This window comes from Polaribacter sp. (assembly GCF_051251875.1).
GTDB lineage: Bacteria > Bacteroidota > Bacteroidia > Flavobacteriales > Flavobacteriaceae > Polaribacter.
The window spans coordinates 1-15,854 of sequence record NZ_JBPOGL010000049.1; the positions used below are offsets into that span (position 1 = coordinate 1).

A 15,854-nucleotide genomic window follows, 5' to 3' on the forward strand; every position below is an offset into this window, starting at 1 on the left:
TAAAATGCCCATTGCCCGGGTTAGGGATTGCAGTGGAAATCCTTTTTGTGCATATATTGAATTTGTTGAGGCTATAAAAAAAGCTACAAATAGGACTTCTGTACAATTATTGACATAAATCAGCACAAAAAGATTGCAACGTAAAGCCCGACCACGCTTTTTTGCGTGGGAACCTCCATAAAATTATTTTGTACTCTTTTTATTTCTCACTTTCCCTCGCTTCTTCATCTTGGCAAACATTAATTTGTATTCTTCAACATTGATGGCTGCTTTTCTTTCTGCAATAATCTTAGGAAAATCGAATTGAAGTTTTGAATCTTGCCTTTCTAACTTATCATTTTGAAAAGCACGTTGTAAAACATCTTCAATTAAAAAATCTTCATTTATAGTTTCTGGGTGGTATTCTGTCTTTAATGAGAGCTTAAAAATATTTGCCGTGGTATTGTACCAAAATGCTTTCCAACCAGATCTTAAACCTTTTATGGTATTAAATGCCGTTTGACCCGTTTGGCGATGAATTAATTTTATTAAAACTCTACCTTCTGTGGTAGTCATTTTTTTCATCTGTTCTGTAAATTCTTCTTCTATATACTTCTGAACTTGGCGTGTATACTTTTTACGTTTGCTTTTTGACGCTATTCTTTGCAATCTAACATTTAAAGAATCTAATCTTTTGGCCGCTAATATTGCAAACGGATAGGCTTTAAATACTTTTCTACGAAACCAAAAGTAGTAGCGAACATCTTCTTTTGATTCGAATTTACGCTTTGGAAATAAAGAGAACTCATTCAGCTGAACGGTTAATGTATCTCCAGGTTTTACAAAAACGTATTCATCTAAAGATTTTGGCAAGGAATCTACTTCTCTTTTTTGTGAAAAAGTGAGGAATGAAATTGATACTATATATAAGTATAAGATTTTTTTCAAGCTTTGTTTATTTTAATACCTTAAAACCATTAGAAATATCAATTTTTATGATTGCAATAAAGAGTCCAAAATTGAATTCTGTTTTAATTTTGATGTTTTTACCCAATCTTATCTATAAAATCTTGTTCAGAAATAATCTCTATTCCCAAATCTTGCGCTTTTGTTAATTTTGATGGTCCCATATTATCTCCTGCAACTATAAAATTTGTTTTTTTAGAAATTGACGAACTTACTTTTCCGCCGTTATCTTCTATGGCTTTTTTAAGTTCGTTTCTACTCATTTGATGAAATACGCCTGAAACAACAAAAATTAATCCTTGTAATAGGTTTGTTTGATTTTCTAAACTTTCTGCAGAAACTTCTAATTGTACTCCTGAAGCTTTTAATCTATTTATGAATTGAATGTTTGCTAAATTGGAAGAAAAATCTAAAATACTTTGTGCTATTCTATCTCCAATTTCATCTACAGAAATTAAGGTTTCGAAATCTGCGGACAATAAATTATCTATAGACTTAAAATGTTTGGCTAATTTTTTTGCGACTGTTTCACCTACAAAACGAATGCCGAGTGCAAATAATACTTTTTCAAACGGAATTTCTTTTGATTTTAGAATACCATCAATCATATTCTGAGCAGATTTCTCTGCCATTCTTTCTAACGGAATTACTTGTTCTACCGTTAAATCATACAAATCTGCATAGTTTTGAATGAGTCCTTCTTTACGCAACAAATCTACAGTTTCTCCTCCTAAGCCATCAATATCCATCGCTTTTCTAGAAATAAAATGCTGAATTCTTCCGGTAATTTGAGGCGCACAACCAAACTCATTTGGACAATAATGCTTTGCATCGCCTTCTGTTCTTACCAATTCTGTATTACATTCTGGGCAATTGGTAGCATATATTGTAGGTTTTGAATCTACCGGACGTTTAGTAAAATCTACCGCAATAATTTTTGGAATAATTTCTCCACCTTTTTCAACAAAAACAGTATCTCCTACTCTAATATCTAATTTTTCTATTTGATCTGCGTTGTGCAACGAAGCTCTTTTTACAGTGGTACCTGCCAATTGCACAGGTTCTAAATTTGCTACTGGCGTTATTGCACCTGTTCTGCCCACTTGATAGGTAATTTCATTTAAAATAGTTGAAACCTGTTCTGCTTTAAACTTGTATGCAATTGCCCATCTTGGTGATTTTGCTGTATAGCCTAATTCGTCTTGTTGATGTAAATTATTCACTTTTACTACAACTCCGTCTGTTTCATAAGGTAAATTGTGTCTTTTTACATCCCAATTATTGATAAAATTAAAAACCTCATCAATAGATTTTACCAAAGTGATGGTTTCTGGAACTTTAAAACCAACTTTTCTAGCGTTTACCAAACTCTCGAAATGCGTTTTATATTTACGCTCTTGCGTTACCACTTGATACAACAAACAATCTAACGGTCTTTTGGCAACCTCTGCACTATCTTGCAATTTTAAACTTCCACTGGCTGTATTTCTTGGGTTTCTGTATTCTTCTTCTCCATTTTCTACACGTTCTTCGTTCATTTTATTAAAACCATCTATTGGTAAAATAATTTCTCCACGCATTTCAAAATCTCTAACAAAATCTGCTTTTATACTTAAAGGTAAAGACCTAATTGTTTTTATGTTCGCAGTAACATCATCACCTTGAAAACCGTCGCCACGTGTTACCGCTTTTACAAACTCGCCGTTTTCATAAGTTAAGTTAATAGAAGCTCCATCAAATTTTAATTCACAAGTATACGCTACATCTGTTGTACCCAAAACTTTTTGTATTCTTTCTTCCCAATCTAACAAATCTTCTTTAGAATACGAATTGCTTAAAGAATACATTCTGTTTTTATGTGTAACTGTTTTAAAGTTTTTAGTGATTTCTCCACCAACTCTTTGTGTTGGCGAATTTGCGTCAAAAAACTCTGGATTTTCTAATTCTAATTTTTCTAATTCCTTCAGCTTTATATCAAAATCGAAATCTGAAATTGTAGCATTGTCCAACACATAATAATTATAATTATGTGTATTTAATTCGTTTCTAAGTTGTTGTATTTTTTGTTGATTTGTCATTCTATACTAAAAAAATTAATCTTGCTTTTTACCTAATAAAACATTTACTCCTTTTGGAAACGGATTTCCAGATGAACGTCTGAATGACACTATTTGACCAACATGCCAAATTGCATCAGCAATAGGTCCGTTTATTACACACCAAAAAGGCAATTCTTTTTCTGGAAACAGTATTTTGTATTGAGAAACATCTTTACTTTCTTTAAGAATAGTACTTGCTTGTAAGCAATTTTCTAAGGTTTTTTTTCTTTTTTCTGAAAAAGTCATGGTTGGTTCTGGCCCACCGTTTACTTTTTTTAAGGTTGCATTTAAAACTCTTAGTGATAAATTATAAATATGATCTACAGTTTCTTCTATTGATCTTGCTTCTGAATTTGGTTTAAAAGCCAAATCTGATGCCGACAAATTTTCTGTTGCCCAATAATACCTAAACCCTAAACCATCTATCATTCTACTTGTACTTGTACCTGCAGTATATTCTGTTGATGGTTCTGGTATTTGATAATAGGGTAATTTTTCTTTAGAAATCATTTTATAAAAGTACTTAATTAGACTGGTAAAAATAGTAAAAAGAGGCATTGAAACAAAGGTTTGTTTTACCCAATAAAAAACAAAAACAAACTACATAAATACATTAAAATTCTAAGGTTTATATAAAAATTAGGAATACATAAAACGTGTACATATTCTAAAATATATAAGCTGTTATTTCATCAAAACAACTATAAAATTATTTACTTAAACACTTGTTTTTGAATTGAAAAATTTATATACTATATACCCATTAAAAAATGATATAAAAAAATGAAATACGCCATAAAAATACACAAAATTTCTACAGTTGATGATTTAGAAAACAGTTGGAGTATTGAAGATTATAAAGAACTTTTAATACGATTTGATTTTGCTAATAATGATGTACATGATTTAAAAGAATTAAGAGAATTGCTTTTTATGGCAATTTCTGATAAAGACCCAAGTGAAGCAGCGCGTGTTGTGTTAGATTATAAATTGTCTGACCATTTAACTGAAGGGCAAATAGACTCTCTTTCGTATGAAATGTTGGTTGATAAAATTTCTGAAGAATATCCTAAAATAGAGTTGCATAAAACATTGTTTATTATAAATCAACTTTTGTACAAAGCCTTTAATGGTAAATTTCCAAACACAAAAGCCACTATTGTAGATTTTGAAATAAAACCATTAAGAAATGCCGATACTACAATTACAAAGGAAATTGTTTTAAAATCTTTTGCTAATAATTTAGATAGTCATAACATTATCATAAGATTGTTTGCCCAACAGTTACATGCCAAAGTAGCTTTTAAAGAAGCCGCTGATATTATTTGGTTTTTACAAAAAAATGACAACACGTATAGGTTTACTACTTCTGAGTATTTTATGAGCAAAGATGAATTTCTAAATGAAGAATTTGAGGCGAATATTGATTTTTATGAAGAAGATTAAAAAATATTTAGCAACCTTCTGCTCTGTTGTTATGTAAGTATTCTATTTAACATTTTACTAAAACAAGTAGTTTTATACTAATTTAGAAGCAGGAATTATGATGATAAATCATTTGGTTTCTACACTTTCTAAAACCACAAACAAGCTTTCTGAAAAACTACTTTTTAGAAAGCTTTTTCTCTTTTAAATTAGATAAAATTTTCGCTCTTCTTTTAGGATTCTTTTTTAAAATTTTTAAATACTTATTATGTGCATTTACCGTTTTTAAATCTACAATACCCGAAATTTCTACATCAAAACCGGTATCTTTTAGTAAATTTTGATATTCATAAAAACTGAGATCTTTAGCTTTGTCATTGTTCTTGGTTCTAGTACTAACTTCAGAACATTCAATTTCTGTCCATAATTTATTTTTGTTGACAGGAACGGAATAATTAAAATCTTGAGGAGAACACCTAAAATAGCATTTACCTGGTTTAGGTTTTTTAGGTAAATCTGAAATTTGTGCTACTATAAAACTTGGCAACAACAAAAGGGAGTAGAAAAATTTTTTCATGTTTACTTTTTATTCAAAAATAAGCAAACAAAAATAGAAATAACAATACTTTTATGAAAGTGTTTGTTTTCAAAAGTTTCACAGCTTTGGATTGATAAAACCTAGAATGCTTTGTAAAAAATGGCATTTATAATTTGCAATTTGCTGGCAAACACGTTTAGCCCGGATTGCAGTGGCATCCTTTTTTTAGATTCAATTACTGCTTTTGCAGTAATTGAATCTAAAAAAAGATAGAACGGAAAGCCGGTATTAGCTCCTAAAAAACAATAGAGAATACGGCTAACAAAGTGTTTATTTTATGCCCAATATTACTATTATAGAGTTAATAATACGTAAACCTTCTTACTTTTGCTATGTGTTTTGCCAGTCTGATTACTTGATGAGAATAGCCATATTCATTATCATACCAAACATAAATTACAATGGTTTCTTTGTCTGTAATGGTGGCTTTGCTATCAAAAATTGCCGGCGCTGTTGTACCAATAATATCTGAAGAAACCAATTCATTGTCTAAAGAATATTTTATTTGTTCTACCAAATCGCCTTCTAAAGCATATTTTTTAATTATTGCGTTTACACGTTCTTTAGAAACCATGGTATTTAACTGTAAATTTAAAATTGCTAATGATCCGTTTGGCACAGGAACTCTAATTGCATTTGAGGTTAATTTACCTTCTAAAGCAGGAATTGCCTTTGCTACAGCTGCGCCAGCACCTGTTTCTGTAATAACCATGTTTAAGGCTGCAGCTCTACCTCGTCTATATTTACTGTGCATATTGTCTACCAAATTTTGGTCGTTTGTGTATGCATGAATGGTTTCTAAATGTCCTTTTTTAATGCCAAAATTATCTTCTAAAACTTTTAAAACCGGCGTAATTGCATTGGTGGTACAAGAAGCTGCTGAAAAAATAGCTACTTTATCTGGATTGTATTGTTTATGATTAACACCGTGTACAATATTAGGAATTCCTTTTGCTGGTGCTGTAATTAAAACTTTGCTTGCTCCGGTTGCTTTTAAATGTCTGCTTAACGCTTCTTTGTCTCTAAAAGCGCCGGTATTGTCTATTATTAATGCATCTTTAATTCCGTATTTTGTATAATCTATTTCTTCCGGATTGTTTGCAGAAATCATAAAAACGGTTGTTCCGTTTATAATTAATGCGTTATTTTCTGGGTCTGTTTGTACGGTGCCTAAAAAATCTCTATGAACAGAATCTACACTTAATAAGGAAGCTCTTTTTTCTAAAACGGTTTCATTTATTGGTCCGCGAGTAACAATTGCTCTTAATCTTAACTGAGAACCTTTGCCCATTTTGGTCATTAATTCTCTTGCTAATAACCTACCAATTCTACCAAAACCATATAAAACTACATCTTTTGGTTCTATGTTTTTATACGTTTTGGCGTCTTTTAATTTATGTTGAACAAAAGCAACTTTATCTTTACATTTCTTTGGCTGTAAATAACATTCATAGGCTAATTTACCAATATCTAATTTAGAGGATGGTAAATCTATTTGCTGTATTGCTTTTGCAATATCTAATGCATCCTTAATAGTTATTGGTTTGCTAACAAACTCTTTTGCATAGTTTATTAGATTTAATACTTCACTTGCTCTTTTATCTACTAAAGGATTTTTAAACAATACCAATTCAATAGACTTATCATACCATAAATCATTTACAATAGTTATAAATTCTACTGTAGTTCTTCTGTTTTGAGCTTCTGATAAAACTTCTTCTTCGTAATTTAAGTTTGCCGACATACTTTTAAAACTAAATTTATTTTTTTTCAAAAGTATTTCTTTTTTTAAATATACGAAATCGATTTCGTGATTATTTTTAAAGAGATTACTAGTTAGTTGTATAGCATACAGTTTACAAATAAGTTAAAACCAATAAAAAGTATAAATAAGTCTACCTACTCTTTTTTTTTAAATAGGAAGATAAAATAAAAACACAAAAAAAGACCTGACAGGTTTTCCCTATCAGGTCTCTAAAATAGTAGCTTTTAAAAGCTTTCTTACTATTTACAATTATCTAAAAGCGTAACGCTCTTTTTGTCCTTCTAAATTAATAACTTCTAAATATACCGGATTTCCTTTACCGTTTACAGCGTCTAATGTTTTAGCCGCATCTGCAGCATCTATTACAGCTTTCTTATTAATTTTAGTAATTATATAGCCTTCTTTTACGCCATAATAGTCTAAACTTTTATTTCTATTCTGAATAATTACTGCACCGCCAGTAATGTCATATTTCTTTTGGTCTTTTTTAGGTAAATCTTTTAAGTAAATATTAAACGATTTAGAAGCAAAGATATTTTTCTTTGTCAACTTCACCTTTTTTGTCAGCAAATCTCCAGATCTTTCTACTGTAATATCTACAAAGTCGCCCGGTCTTTTAGCGGTTAACTGACCTCTTAACTCAGAAAATTTAGAAATATTAACATTATTTACTTTCTTAATAACATCTCCAGATTTTAAACCAGATACTTCTGCTCCGCTTCCTTCAGTTAAAGAACTAATTTTAACACCTTCAATACTTTGATCAGAATTATCGATATTAATTCCTAAAATTGCCTCTTGCACAGTTCCGAATTCTAATAAATCGTCAATCACTTTTTTAGCAATATTAGAAGGAACCGCAAAAGAATACCCAATAAAAGAACCCGTTCTAGATGAGATTGCCGTGTTTATACCCACCAATTCTCCTCTTGTATTTACCAAAGCACCTCCACTATTTCCTGGATTTACAGCCGCATCTGTTTGTATGAAAGAATCTATAGCAGAATTGCCTTCTAAATCTCTTCCTTTTGCACTTACAATTCCTGCTGTAACTGTAGAAGTTAAATTATACGGATTTCCAACGGCCAATACCCATTCACCAATTTTTATTTCATCAGAATTAGAAAACGGTATATAAGGTAACTCTTCATCTGCTTCAATTTTTAGCAATGCAATGTCATTCTCTTTATCGGTACCAATTAACTCAGCAGCGTATTTCTTTTTATTATTTAAAGTAATTTCTAAAGCGGTTGCATTATCTATTACATGGTTGTTTGTAACAATATAACCATCCGAAGAAATAATTACGCCACTACCTGTACCAACTTGTTCAAATTTTCTTGTTCCGTTTCCATTTCCAAAGAAAATATCTAACGGATTTGCTTGTGTTCTTATGGCGGTATTTTTTACGTGTACAACTGCATGCACACTATTTGCTGCCGCAACAGTAAAATCTACAGTATTTGCAATTGAACTTGCCTTGTTTAAAGCAGGATTAAAACTAGCTGTAACTGTCTTTATAGGTTGGGTTATTGTTCTTTCTACAACTACTTTGTCATTCATTAACATTTTGTAGCCTCCCAATGTTAAAGCACCACCTAAAACTGCCATTCCTAAAAAACCGAAAAATTTCTTCATAATCATTAATTTTTAATTCTACCCAAATATACAATTATAACATATTCAAAAAATCTGTTTAACTTCATTTTAACTCACTTTAACCGCTTTTTAACAGACAAATTATCATCATTAAATTATTACCTTTGTGCTAATGAATTTAGAATTTTATAAATATCAAGGAACCGGAAACGATTTTGTAATGGTAGATAACCGTACAAAAACCTTTCCAAAAGAGAACATTTCTTTCATTTCTAAACTTTGCGACAGACATTTTGGCGTGGGTGCAGATGGCGTTATTTTAATAGAAAATGATGCTACTTTAGATTTTAAAATGATTTATTTTAATGCCGATGGAAGTCAGACTTTTTGTGGTAATGGCGGTAGATGTGCCGTTGCTTTTGCTAAAAGTTTAAAAATAATAGACGCAAAAACAAGTTTTATTGCTGTTGATGGACCTCATGAAGCTTCCATAGAAAATGATATTGTTTCTTTAAAAATGATAGATGTTGATGATGTGAAAGTGAATGAAAGTTCTGTTTTTGCCTATACAGGAACGCAACATCATGTGCAACTAGTTGATCGTTTAGATCATTATCCTGTTTTTGAGGAAGGCAAAAAAATAAGATACTCTTATAACGATCCTGGTAGCAACGTAAATTTTGTTGAACAAATAAACAACACTACATTTAGAGTACGAACCTACGAAAAAGGGGTTGAAGATGAAACTTTAGCTTGCGGAACAGGTGTTACAGCGGTGGCAATTGCCATGCATAAAACACAAAAAACAACAAGTAATTTAATTTCATTACCTGTAGAAGGTGGTCTTTTAGAAGTTTCATTTACCGCAGAAAATGGGGTGTACACAAATGTGTTTTTAAAAGGTCCTGCAAAATTTGTTTTTAAAGGTGTTTTTACCTTATAAAGATATAAAAATGCAGCATTATTAGTGTTTTTAAATGTGTATAATAGCACAAAGAATTGATGTATTAAAAATCTTTTGCAAACAATTATTTTAAGAATTACCAGATTAAACTATGAATATGATGTTACTATGTGGTAAAAAAATAAACCTAAGAGCTCTTGAACCTGAAGATTTAGAATTTCTATATCAAATAGAAAACAACGAATCTTTTTGGGAAGTGAGCCATACTCAAACTCCTTTTTCTAAATACCTTCTAAAACAGTATTTAGAAAATGCACATTTAGATATTTACGAAAGCAAACAACTACGTTTACTTATTGAAGAAAAATCAACAAAAAAACAAATAGGTATGATTGATTTGTTTGATTTTAATCCGCAACATAAAAGAGCCGGAATTGGTATTTTAATTCACCCTAACTATCAACAACAAGGATTTGCATCAGAAGCTTTATCACTTTTAATCAACTATACATTTTCATACTTACACTTGCATCAACTATTTGCAAATATTACCACAGATAATAAAAATAGTATTTCGCTTTTTACCAAACATAATTTTAAAAAAGTAGGCATAAAAAAAGATTGGATTTTTTCTGAAGGAATTTTTAAAGATGAAATATTATTTCAATTGATAAAATAGTAACTTTACACTCTTTTAAAAAAACGTACCATTGAGCAAAAAAATTATTTATATAGTAGCCTTTATTTTTTTAGTAGGCGGAATAATAAGTTATAATTATTATCAAAAAATATTTGGAAAAGCAATTACAGAAGACCACGTGCTTTTTGTAAACGCTACAGATAACTTAGTAGATGTAAAAAACAAACTAGAAAAGTTTAGCAACAGTCCGGATACTTTTCTTTGGGTTTCTGCAAGAAAAAAATTCTCTGAACCTAAAGCAGGAAGATATGTTTTAGTAAAAGGCATGTCTAACAATGATCTTGTAAATATGCTGCGAAGTGGCAGACAAACCCCTTTAAAAATCTCTTTTAACAATCAAGATACTTTAGAAAAATTTGCTGGTAGAATTGCAGCACAATTAGAAACGGACTCTATAGCGCTTTTAACATCATTTAAAGACAAGGCTTTTTTATCAAAAAATAACTTATCAGAAAAATCTGTTCTTCAAATTTTTATTCCCAACACCTATGAGTTTTATTGGACCGTTTCTCCGGAAAAATTTAGATCAAAAATGTTAGTTGCTTATAAGAGATTCTGGAATGAAAGTAGGTTACAAAAAGCAAAAAAATTAAATTTATCTAAAGATGAAGTAAGTACGTTGGCCTCAATAGTACAAAAAGAAACTGCTCAAAATATAGAAAGACCTATTGTTGCAGGGTTGTATTTAAATAGATTACAGAATGGTTGGCCCTTGCAAGCAGACCCTACCATAATTTATTGCGTTAAAGAAGTAAAAGGACAAGATTATGTAGTAAAAAGAGTATTAACGGTAGATTTAAAAATAAACTCTCCATATAATACTTACATGAATAAAGGCTTACCTCCTACTTTAATTGCTATGCCAGATATTTCTGCCATAGATGCTGTCTTAAACGCCCAAAAACACAACTATTATTATATGTGTGCTAGTATTGATAAAATTGGTTTTCATGAGTTTGCAAAAACGTTAACACAACATAATAGAAATGCGGCAAAATATCAGCTTTGGCTTAGTAAACAAGGAGTTAACAGATAGTTTGTTTGCAAAAGTATGTTTGTTATACAAATAAAAGTGGTCTTTTTACCCACAAAAACATTCTTTTTATTTTTCAGAAAATGAACAACAAATACTTTAAAAAGCAGAAATCTGACTTTTTTGCGAGTCTAAAATGATGTAATTTCTCAAATTATAGCATCTATTACGTTATCGTAAAGAAAAACACAAATATAAATATAGCTGAAATACCCGTTTTTATTATCAACTTAGCAAAAATACCTATTGCTTTTCTAGATATTAAAACAAAATTAAGACTTAAATTTTGTTTTTTACAATTCTTATAAATTTTAACATATTGATTATCAGTATACTTAAAATGAGCACTATCTTTGTGCCCGCAAAACAGAAAGATTATAAAATATCAAAAAGTTTTTTATATTATTCATATTGTTTTTAGGTTTTACCAATGCTACTACTATTGATAAAGAAACAAGTGAATCTAGGAGGATTATATATCCGAAATCAATCAATTACAACATTCCTTATTTGCAAAGAAATTTTGTTGCCTTTAAAGAAGCATTAGCTTTTAAAGAGTCTCAAGGAAACTATACAGTTGTAAACAGCTTAGGATATTTAGGTAAATATCAATTCGGAAGAACAACTTTAGAACGTTTTAGAATTTATGACACAAAAGCCTTTTTAAAAAATCCTGAGTTACAAGAAAAAGCTTTTATTGCTTTGTGTAAGGTAAACAAATGGATTTTAAGAAAAGACATACAACGTTCTGTAGGAAAAACCATAAATGGAGTAAAAATAACTGAATCGGGCATTTTAGCTGCTGCACACTTAAGTGGTGCAGGAAATGTAAAAATATATTTACGCAGCAATGGTTCTGAAGGTTTTGCTGATGCGTATGGCGCAACAATAAAATCTTATCTAAAGAAATTTGGCGGTTATAATGTTTCTATTATTGAAGCAAACATACATGCTACTGTTTAATTATTCTTTATGAATAATAAAAATAGCTGGTTTTTTATGTAAATCTGGTTGCTGATGTTTCCATTCTTGCACTGTCATGCTTTTAATATATTCTGAAGATAACGTAATATCTGCAGCAATACACAAATGAGTATTTGGTGCTAAGATTGCTTTTAAATCAGCAAACATTTTATCGTTTCTATACGGAGTTTCTATAAAAATCTGAGATTGATTTTTATCATGAGATAATTTTTCTAAATCTTTAAGGGCTCTTTTCCTATCGGATTTATCGATGGGTAAATAGCCATTAAAAGCAAAATTTTGTCCGTTCATACCAGAACTCATCATTGCCAATAAAATAGAACTAGGACCTACTAACGGTACAACTTGTATGTTTTTTTGATGCGCTAACTTTACAATGCTTGCACCAGGATCTGCAATAGCTGGCACACCGGCTTCTGAAAGTAATCCTATATTAATTCCTTCTTTACAAACATCTAAATAACTTCTTGTTTCTATCTCTTCTGCATATTTATCTAACAACAGTAATTGCAAAGAGGGTTGCGATTTTTTAGGCGAAATTTTCTTTATAAATCTTCTTGCAGATTTTTCATTTTCTACAATATAATAATCTATTTGTTCAACAACTTTTTTAACTGATAAAGGCATTACTTCTAAAGGTTCAGTTTCTCCTAAAGTAGTGGGGATTAAATATAGTTTACCAATCATTGTTTGTTTTTTAGATACTTTTTTAGCAGATTATTACTGATAAAAAAGTAATTTTTAAGTTTTAATAGTATAAATTTATACAACTTAAAACGTATAATTTTCTAGTTTATGATTTTCTATTTCACGTTTTTACAGAGAACACCCAGTTAGGTGTTTACGATAACTTGTTTGCAATAACAGCACAAGCTTCCTCTAACATCTTATACACATTTATAAAACCCTGATTTCCTCCATGATATGGATCTGGAACACTTAAATTTTTAGTGGGATGTATTTCATTTAAAATCAGTTGTACTTTTTTTTCATCATCTTTATTTCTAGCCAATGAAAGTATGTTATAATAGTTACTTTCATCCATGGCATAAATAATATCAAATTCTTCAAAATCTTGTACTACAAATTTTCTTGCTCTTTGATTTTTAATATTTAAGCCGTATGTAGCTGCAACATCAATAGAACGTTGATCTGGTTGATTTCCGATATGATATGCACCCGTTCCTGCAGAATCTACAAAAACGGTATCAGCATTAACTTTTGATTGTAAAATGCCTTCTGCCAATGGAGAACGACAAATATTCCCCAAGCAAACCATCAATACTTTTTTCATCAAAATAAAAATTAATATAATATTTTTTTAACCAACCTCTTAGAACGTTAACTTTTTGGTTAAATCATCTACGTATTTTCTAAACTGTTTGTCCGTTTCTGTAAGATTGTCTACTGTTTTACAAGCGTGTAAAACAGTAGCATGATCTCTTTGCCCAATTTGATTGCCAATGCTTGCCAATGATGTTTTGGTTAATCGTTTGGCAAAAAACATGGCCAATTGTCTTGCTTGCACAATATGGCGTTTACGTGTTTTAGATTGTAATGTAGCAACATCCATATCAAAGTACTTAGAAACTTCTTTCTGAATATAATCTATAGAAACTTCTTTCTTGGTATTTTTTACAAATTTATCTACAATCTGTTTTGCCAATTCTACAGAAAATTCTCTTCGGTTAAAAGACGCTTGTGCAATCATAGAAATAACAACACCTTCTAATTCTCTAACGTTAGATTTTATGTTTTTTGCAATATATTCTATAATGTCTTCTGGCATTTCTACACCATCTCTGAACAATTTATTTTGTAAGATAGAAATTCTAGTTTCATAATCTGGCGCTTGCAACTCTGCAGATAATCCCCATTTGAATCTAGATAATAAACGTTGTTCAATATCTTGCATGTCTACAGGTGCTTTATCCGAAGTTAAAATTACCTGTTTTCCATTTTGATGCAAATGGTTAAAAATATGAAAGAATACATCTTGTGTACCTGCTTTACCAGATAAGAACTGAACATCATCTATAATTAATACATCTATCATTTGATAGAAATGAATAAAATCATTTCTAGTATTCGATTTTACAGAATCTATAAACTGTTGTGTAAATTTTTCTGAAGAAATATACAATACGGTTTTATCTGGATATTTGTCTTTTATATCTACACCTATTGCATGCCCTAAATGAGTTTTTCCTAAACCTACACCGCCATAAATTAATAACGGATTAAAAGAAGTTCCGCCTGGTTTGTTAGCAACTGCCATACCAGCAGAACGCGCCAACCTATTAGAATCTCCTTCTATAAAATTTACAAAATTATAGTTGGCATTTAATTGAGACTCAATTTTTACTTTCTGTAATCCTGGAATTATAAACGGATTTCTTAATTCTCTTTTTTGAGACTCTAAAGGAACCGTTACTTTTTGAGGTTTTAAAGGATTTCTATTAGAACTAGGAATTTTAACAATTTGTGGTCTGTTACTGCTATAATTGTTTTCCATCTTTACATCGTAAATCAATTTGGCATCATTTCCTAATTGTCTTACCAATGCAACACGCAATAATTTTATGTAATGTTCTTCTAACCATTCATAAAAAAATTTACTCGGCACCTGAATTGTTAATACTTCTCCTGAAAGTTTTACTGGCTTTATAGGCTCGAACCAAGTTTTATAAGCTTGCGGTTTAATGTTGTCCTTTATAAAGGTCAAACATTCATTCCAAACTGATTCAGCAGTTATACTCATCTAATTATAGTAAATTTTTAAGTTAATTATTTTGGTAAAAAATAGAATTTTTACTCGTTTTCAATAGCAATACAAAAATGTGAATAAAATTCAGTATAAAAAAATGAATCAGCTATTGATTATTAATTATATTTTACGTAAAATGGTAAAAATATAATTGTTTAAATCTTTTGAAAAATTCATCAACAAAAACACGAATTCGATATTCAGAAACTGATCAAATGGGGGTTGTTTATCACGGAAATTATGCACAATTCTTTGAACTAGGGAGAACTGAATGGCTGCGCACTTTAGGTGTCACTTACAAAGATATGGAAATCAATGGGATAATGCTTCCTGTAATTTCTATTAATTTTAAATTTATAAAATCTGCCTTCTATGATGATGTTTTAACCATAAAAACCTTTCTAAAGAAAAAGCCCATGGTTAAGATTGAATTTGAATATGAAATTGTAAATCAGAATAACGAATTAATTTGCACAGGTAGTTCTATTTTGGCTTTTATGAACAGTAAAACGATGAAACCAACCCGTTGTCCGGATTATTTATTAACAGGTTTGGGGTATTAATCATCTTTTTTTTACCAAGTTTGATAAAAACTAAAAAAGTTATGAACCGTGTTTAGTATTTTATGGTGTCGTTTTTTTTTGTTGATATTTTCTTCTGGCTCTAATTAAGCCATATCTAAAATCATCATAAAACAGACTTATTAACAAAATTAACACACCAAAGATTAAAGTATTCAATTTTAAATCGATTCTTGAGTACAAAAATCCACCAATTAATCCGCCCAGAAAAAAGAAGCAAATAATATAAAGTCTAAGTTTAATGGTAGCTTTAATTTTTTCTTTATGAGGATACGATTCTGAAAAACACAATTGAGATAGTTCTATTCCTAAATCTGTAAAAAGCCCCGTTAAATGTGTTGTTCTAACAACCGCATTAGATATTTTTGAAACTAATGAGGCACTTTCAGAAGTAAGCTATAAAAATAAATTTAGGATTAAAAAGAGGTAAAGAAAATTTAAAATTTCTTTACCT

Annotated in this window: 15 protein-coding genes and 1 pseudogene; 6 read left to right on the top strand and 10 right to left on the bottom strand. The window is 30.1% G+C overall.

Translation table 11 applies throughout. From position 1 onward, the window contains the following. Positions 1 to 183: 183 nt before the first annotated feature. The 3 genes from ACSHW5_RS15750 to ACSHW5_RS15760 all read right to left on the bottom strand — a co-directional run bounded on the left by ACSHW5_RS15750 (position 184) and on the right by ACSHW5_RS15760 (position 3,554). Complete coding sequence (locus ACSHW5_RS15750; protein ID WP_435677109.1) at positions 184 to 927, bottom strand: DUF4294 domain-containing protein; 744 nt, start codon at positions 925 to 927, stop codon at positions 184 to 186. A 98-nt stretch (positions 928 to 1,025) separates the two neighbouring features. After that, complete coding sequence (gene ligA / locus ACSHW5_RS15755; protein WP_435677110.1) at positions 1,026 to 3,023, bottom strand: NAD-dependent DNA ligase LigA; 1,998 nt, start codon at positions 3,021 to 3,023, stop codon at positions 1,026 to 1,028. Between the two features lie 15 nt (positions 3,024 to 3,038). Then, entirely contained in the window at positions 3,039 to 3,554 is a 516-nt protein-coding gene (locus tag ACSHW5_RS15760; RefSeq protein WP_435677111.1) for a hypothetical protein, read from the bottom strand. 273 nt (positions 3,555 to 3,827) lie between these two features. Between ACSHW5_RS15760 and ACSHW5_RS15765 the strand changes: the two genes are divergently transcribed. Beyond that, positions 3,828 to 4,490 (top strand): hypothetical protein, encoded by a 663-nt coding sequence (locus ACSHW5_RS15765; protein WP_435677112.1) that lies wholly within the window; start codon positions 3,828 to 3,830, stop codon positions 4,488 to 4,490. Between the two features lie 157 nt (positions 4,491 to 4,647). Here the strand turns inward: ACSHW5_RS15765 and ACSHW5_RS15770 are convergent, their stop codons facing one another. The 3 genes from ACSHW5_RS15770 to ACSHW5_RS15780 all read right to left on the bottom strand — a co-directional run bounded on the left by ACSHW5_RS15770 (position 4,648) and on the right by ACSHW5_RS15780 (position 8,470). Then, positions 4,648 to 5,046 (bottom strand): hypothetical protein, encoded by a 399-nt coding sequence (locus tag ACSHW5_RS15770; RefSeq protein WP_435677113.1) that lies wholly within the window; start codon positions 5,044 to 5,046, stop codon positions 4,648 to 4,650. A gap of 322 nt (positions 5,047 to 5,368) precedes the next feature. After that, positions 5,369 to 6,811, bottom strand: coding sequence for a glyceraldehyde-3-phosphate dehydrogenase (locus ACSHW5_RS15775; RefSeq protein WP_435677123.1), 1,443 nt, complete (start codon positions 6,809 to 6,811; stop codon positions 5,369 to 5,371). Positions 6,812 to 7,081: 270 nt separating this feature from the next. Next, the gene (locus ACSHW5_RS15780) at positions 7,082 to 8,470 is read right to left on the bottom strand and encodes a S1C family serine protease (RefSeq protein ID WP_435677114.1); all 1,389 of its coding nucleotides are present in this window, start codon (positions 8,468 to 8,470) and stop codon (positions 7,082 to 7,084) included. Between the two features lie 133 nt (positions 8,471 to 8,603). On the opposite strand from ACSHW5_RS15780, the gene dapF reads away from it, so the two are divergent. The 4 genes from dapF to ACSHW5_RS15800 all read left to right on the top strand — a co-directional run bounded on the left by dapF (position 8,604) and on the right by ACSHW5_RS15800 (position 12,031). Continuing rightward, positions 8,604 to 9,374, top strand: coding sequence for a diaminopimelate epimerase (gene dapF, locus ACSHW5_RS15785; protein WP_435677115.1), 771 nt, complete (start codon positions 8,604 to 8,606; stop codon positions 9,372 to 9,374). Positions 9,375 to 9,492: 118 nt separating this feature from the next. After that, the gene (locus ACSHW5_RS15790) at positions 9,493 to 10,014 is read left to right on the top strand and encodes a GNAT family N-acetyltransferase (RefSeq protein WP_435677116.1); all 522 of its coding nucleotides are present in this window, start codon (positions 9,493 to 9,495) and stop codon (positions 10,012 to 10,014) included. 31 nt (positions 10,015 to 10,045) lie between these two features. Then, entirely contained in the window at positions 10,046 to 11,071 is a 1,026-nt protein-coding gene (mltG, locus tag ACSHW5_RS15795) for an endolytic transglycosylase MltG (protein ID WP_435677117.1), read from the top strand. A 408-nt stretch (positions 11,072 to 11,479) separates the two neighbouring features. After that, a complete protein-coding gene (locus tag ACSHW5_RS15800) occupies positions 11,480 to 12,031 on the top strand; it encodes a peptidoglycan-binding protein LysM (RefSeq protein ID WP_435677118.1) in 552 nt (183 codons plus the stop codon). On the opposite strand, the gene ACSHW5_RS15805 is transcribed toward ACSHW5_RS15800, so the two are convergent. From ACSHW5_RS15805 to dnaA, 3 genes are all read right to left on the bottom strand, one after another. Beyond that, entirely contained in the window at positions 12,032 to 12,739 is a 708-nt protein-coding gene (locus ACSHW5_RS15805; protein WP_435677119.1) for an SAM-dependent methyltransferase, read from the bottom strand. Between the two features lie 154 nt (positions 12,740 to 12,893). Next, a complete protein-coding gene (locus tag ACSHW5_RS15810) occupies positions 12,894 to 13,346 on the bottom strand; it encodes a low molecular weight protein-tyrosine-phosphatase (RefSeq protein ID WP_435677120.1) in 453 nt (150 codons plus the stop codon). A 39-nt stretch (positions 13,347 to 13,385) separates the two neighbouring features. Then, a complete protein-coding gene (dnaA, locus tag ACSHW5_RS15815; protein ID WP_435677121.1) occupies positions 13,386 to 14,813 on the bottom strand; it encodes a chromosomal replication initiator protein DnaA in 1,428 nt (475 codons plus the stop codon). Positions 14,814 to 14,983: 170 nt separating this feature from the next. On the opposite strand from dnaA, the gene ACSHW5_RS15820 reads away from it, so the two are divergent. Beyond that, positions 14,984 to 15,382 (top strand): acyl-CoA thioesterase, encoded by a 399-nt coding sequence (locus ACSHW5_RS15820; RefSeq protein WP_435677122.1) that lies wholly within the window; start codon positions 14,984 to 14,986, stop codon positions 15,380 to 15,382. Between the two features lie 60 nt (positions 15,383 to 15,442). Here the strand turns inward: ACSHW5_RS15820 and ACSHW5_RS15825 are convergent. Next, positions 15,443 to 15,766 (bottom strand): annotated as a pseudogene (locus ACSHW5_RS15825) (YoaK family protein); the annotation flags it as partial. Positions 15,767 to 15,854 lie beyond the last annotated feature (88 nt).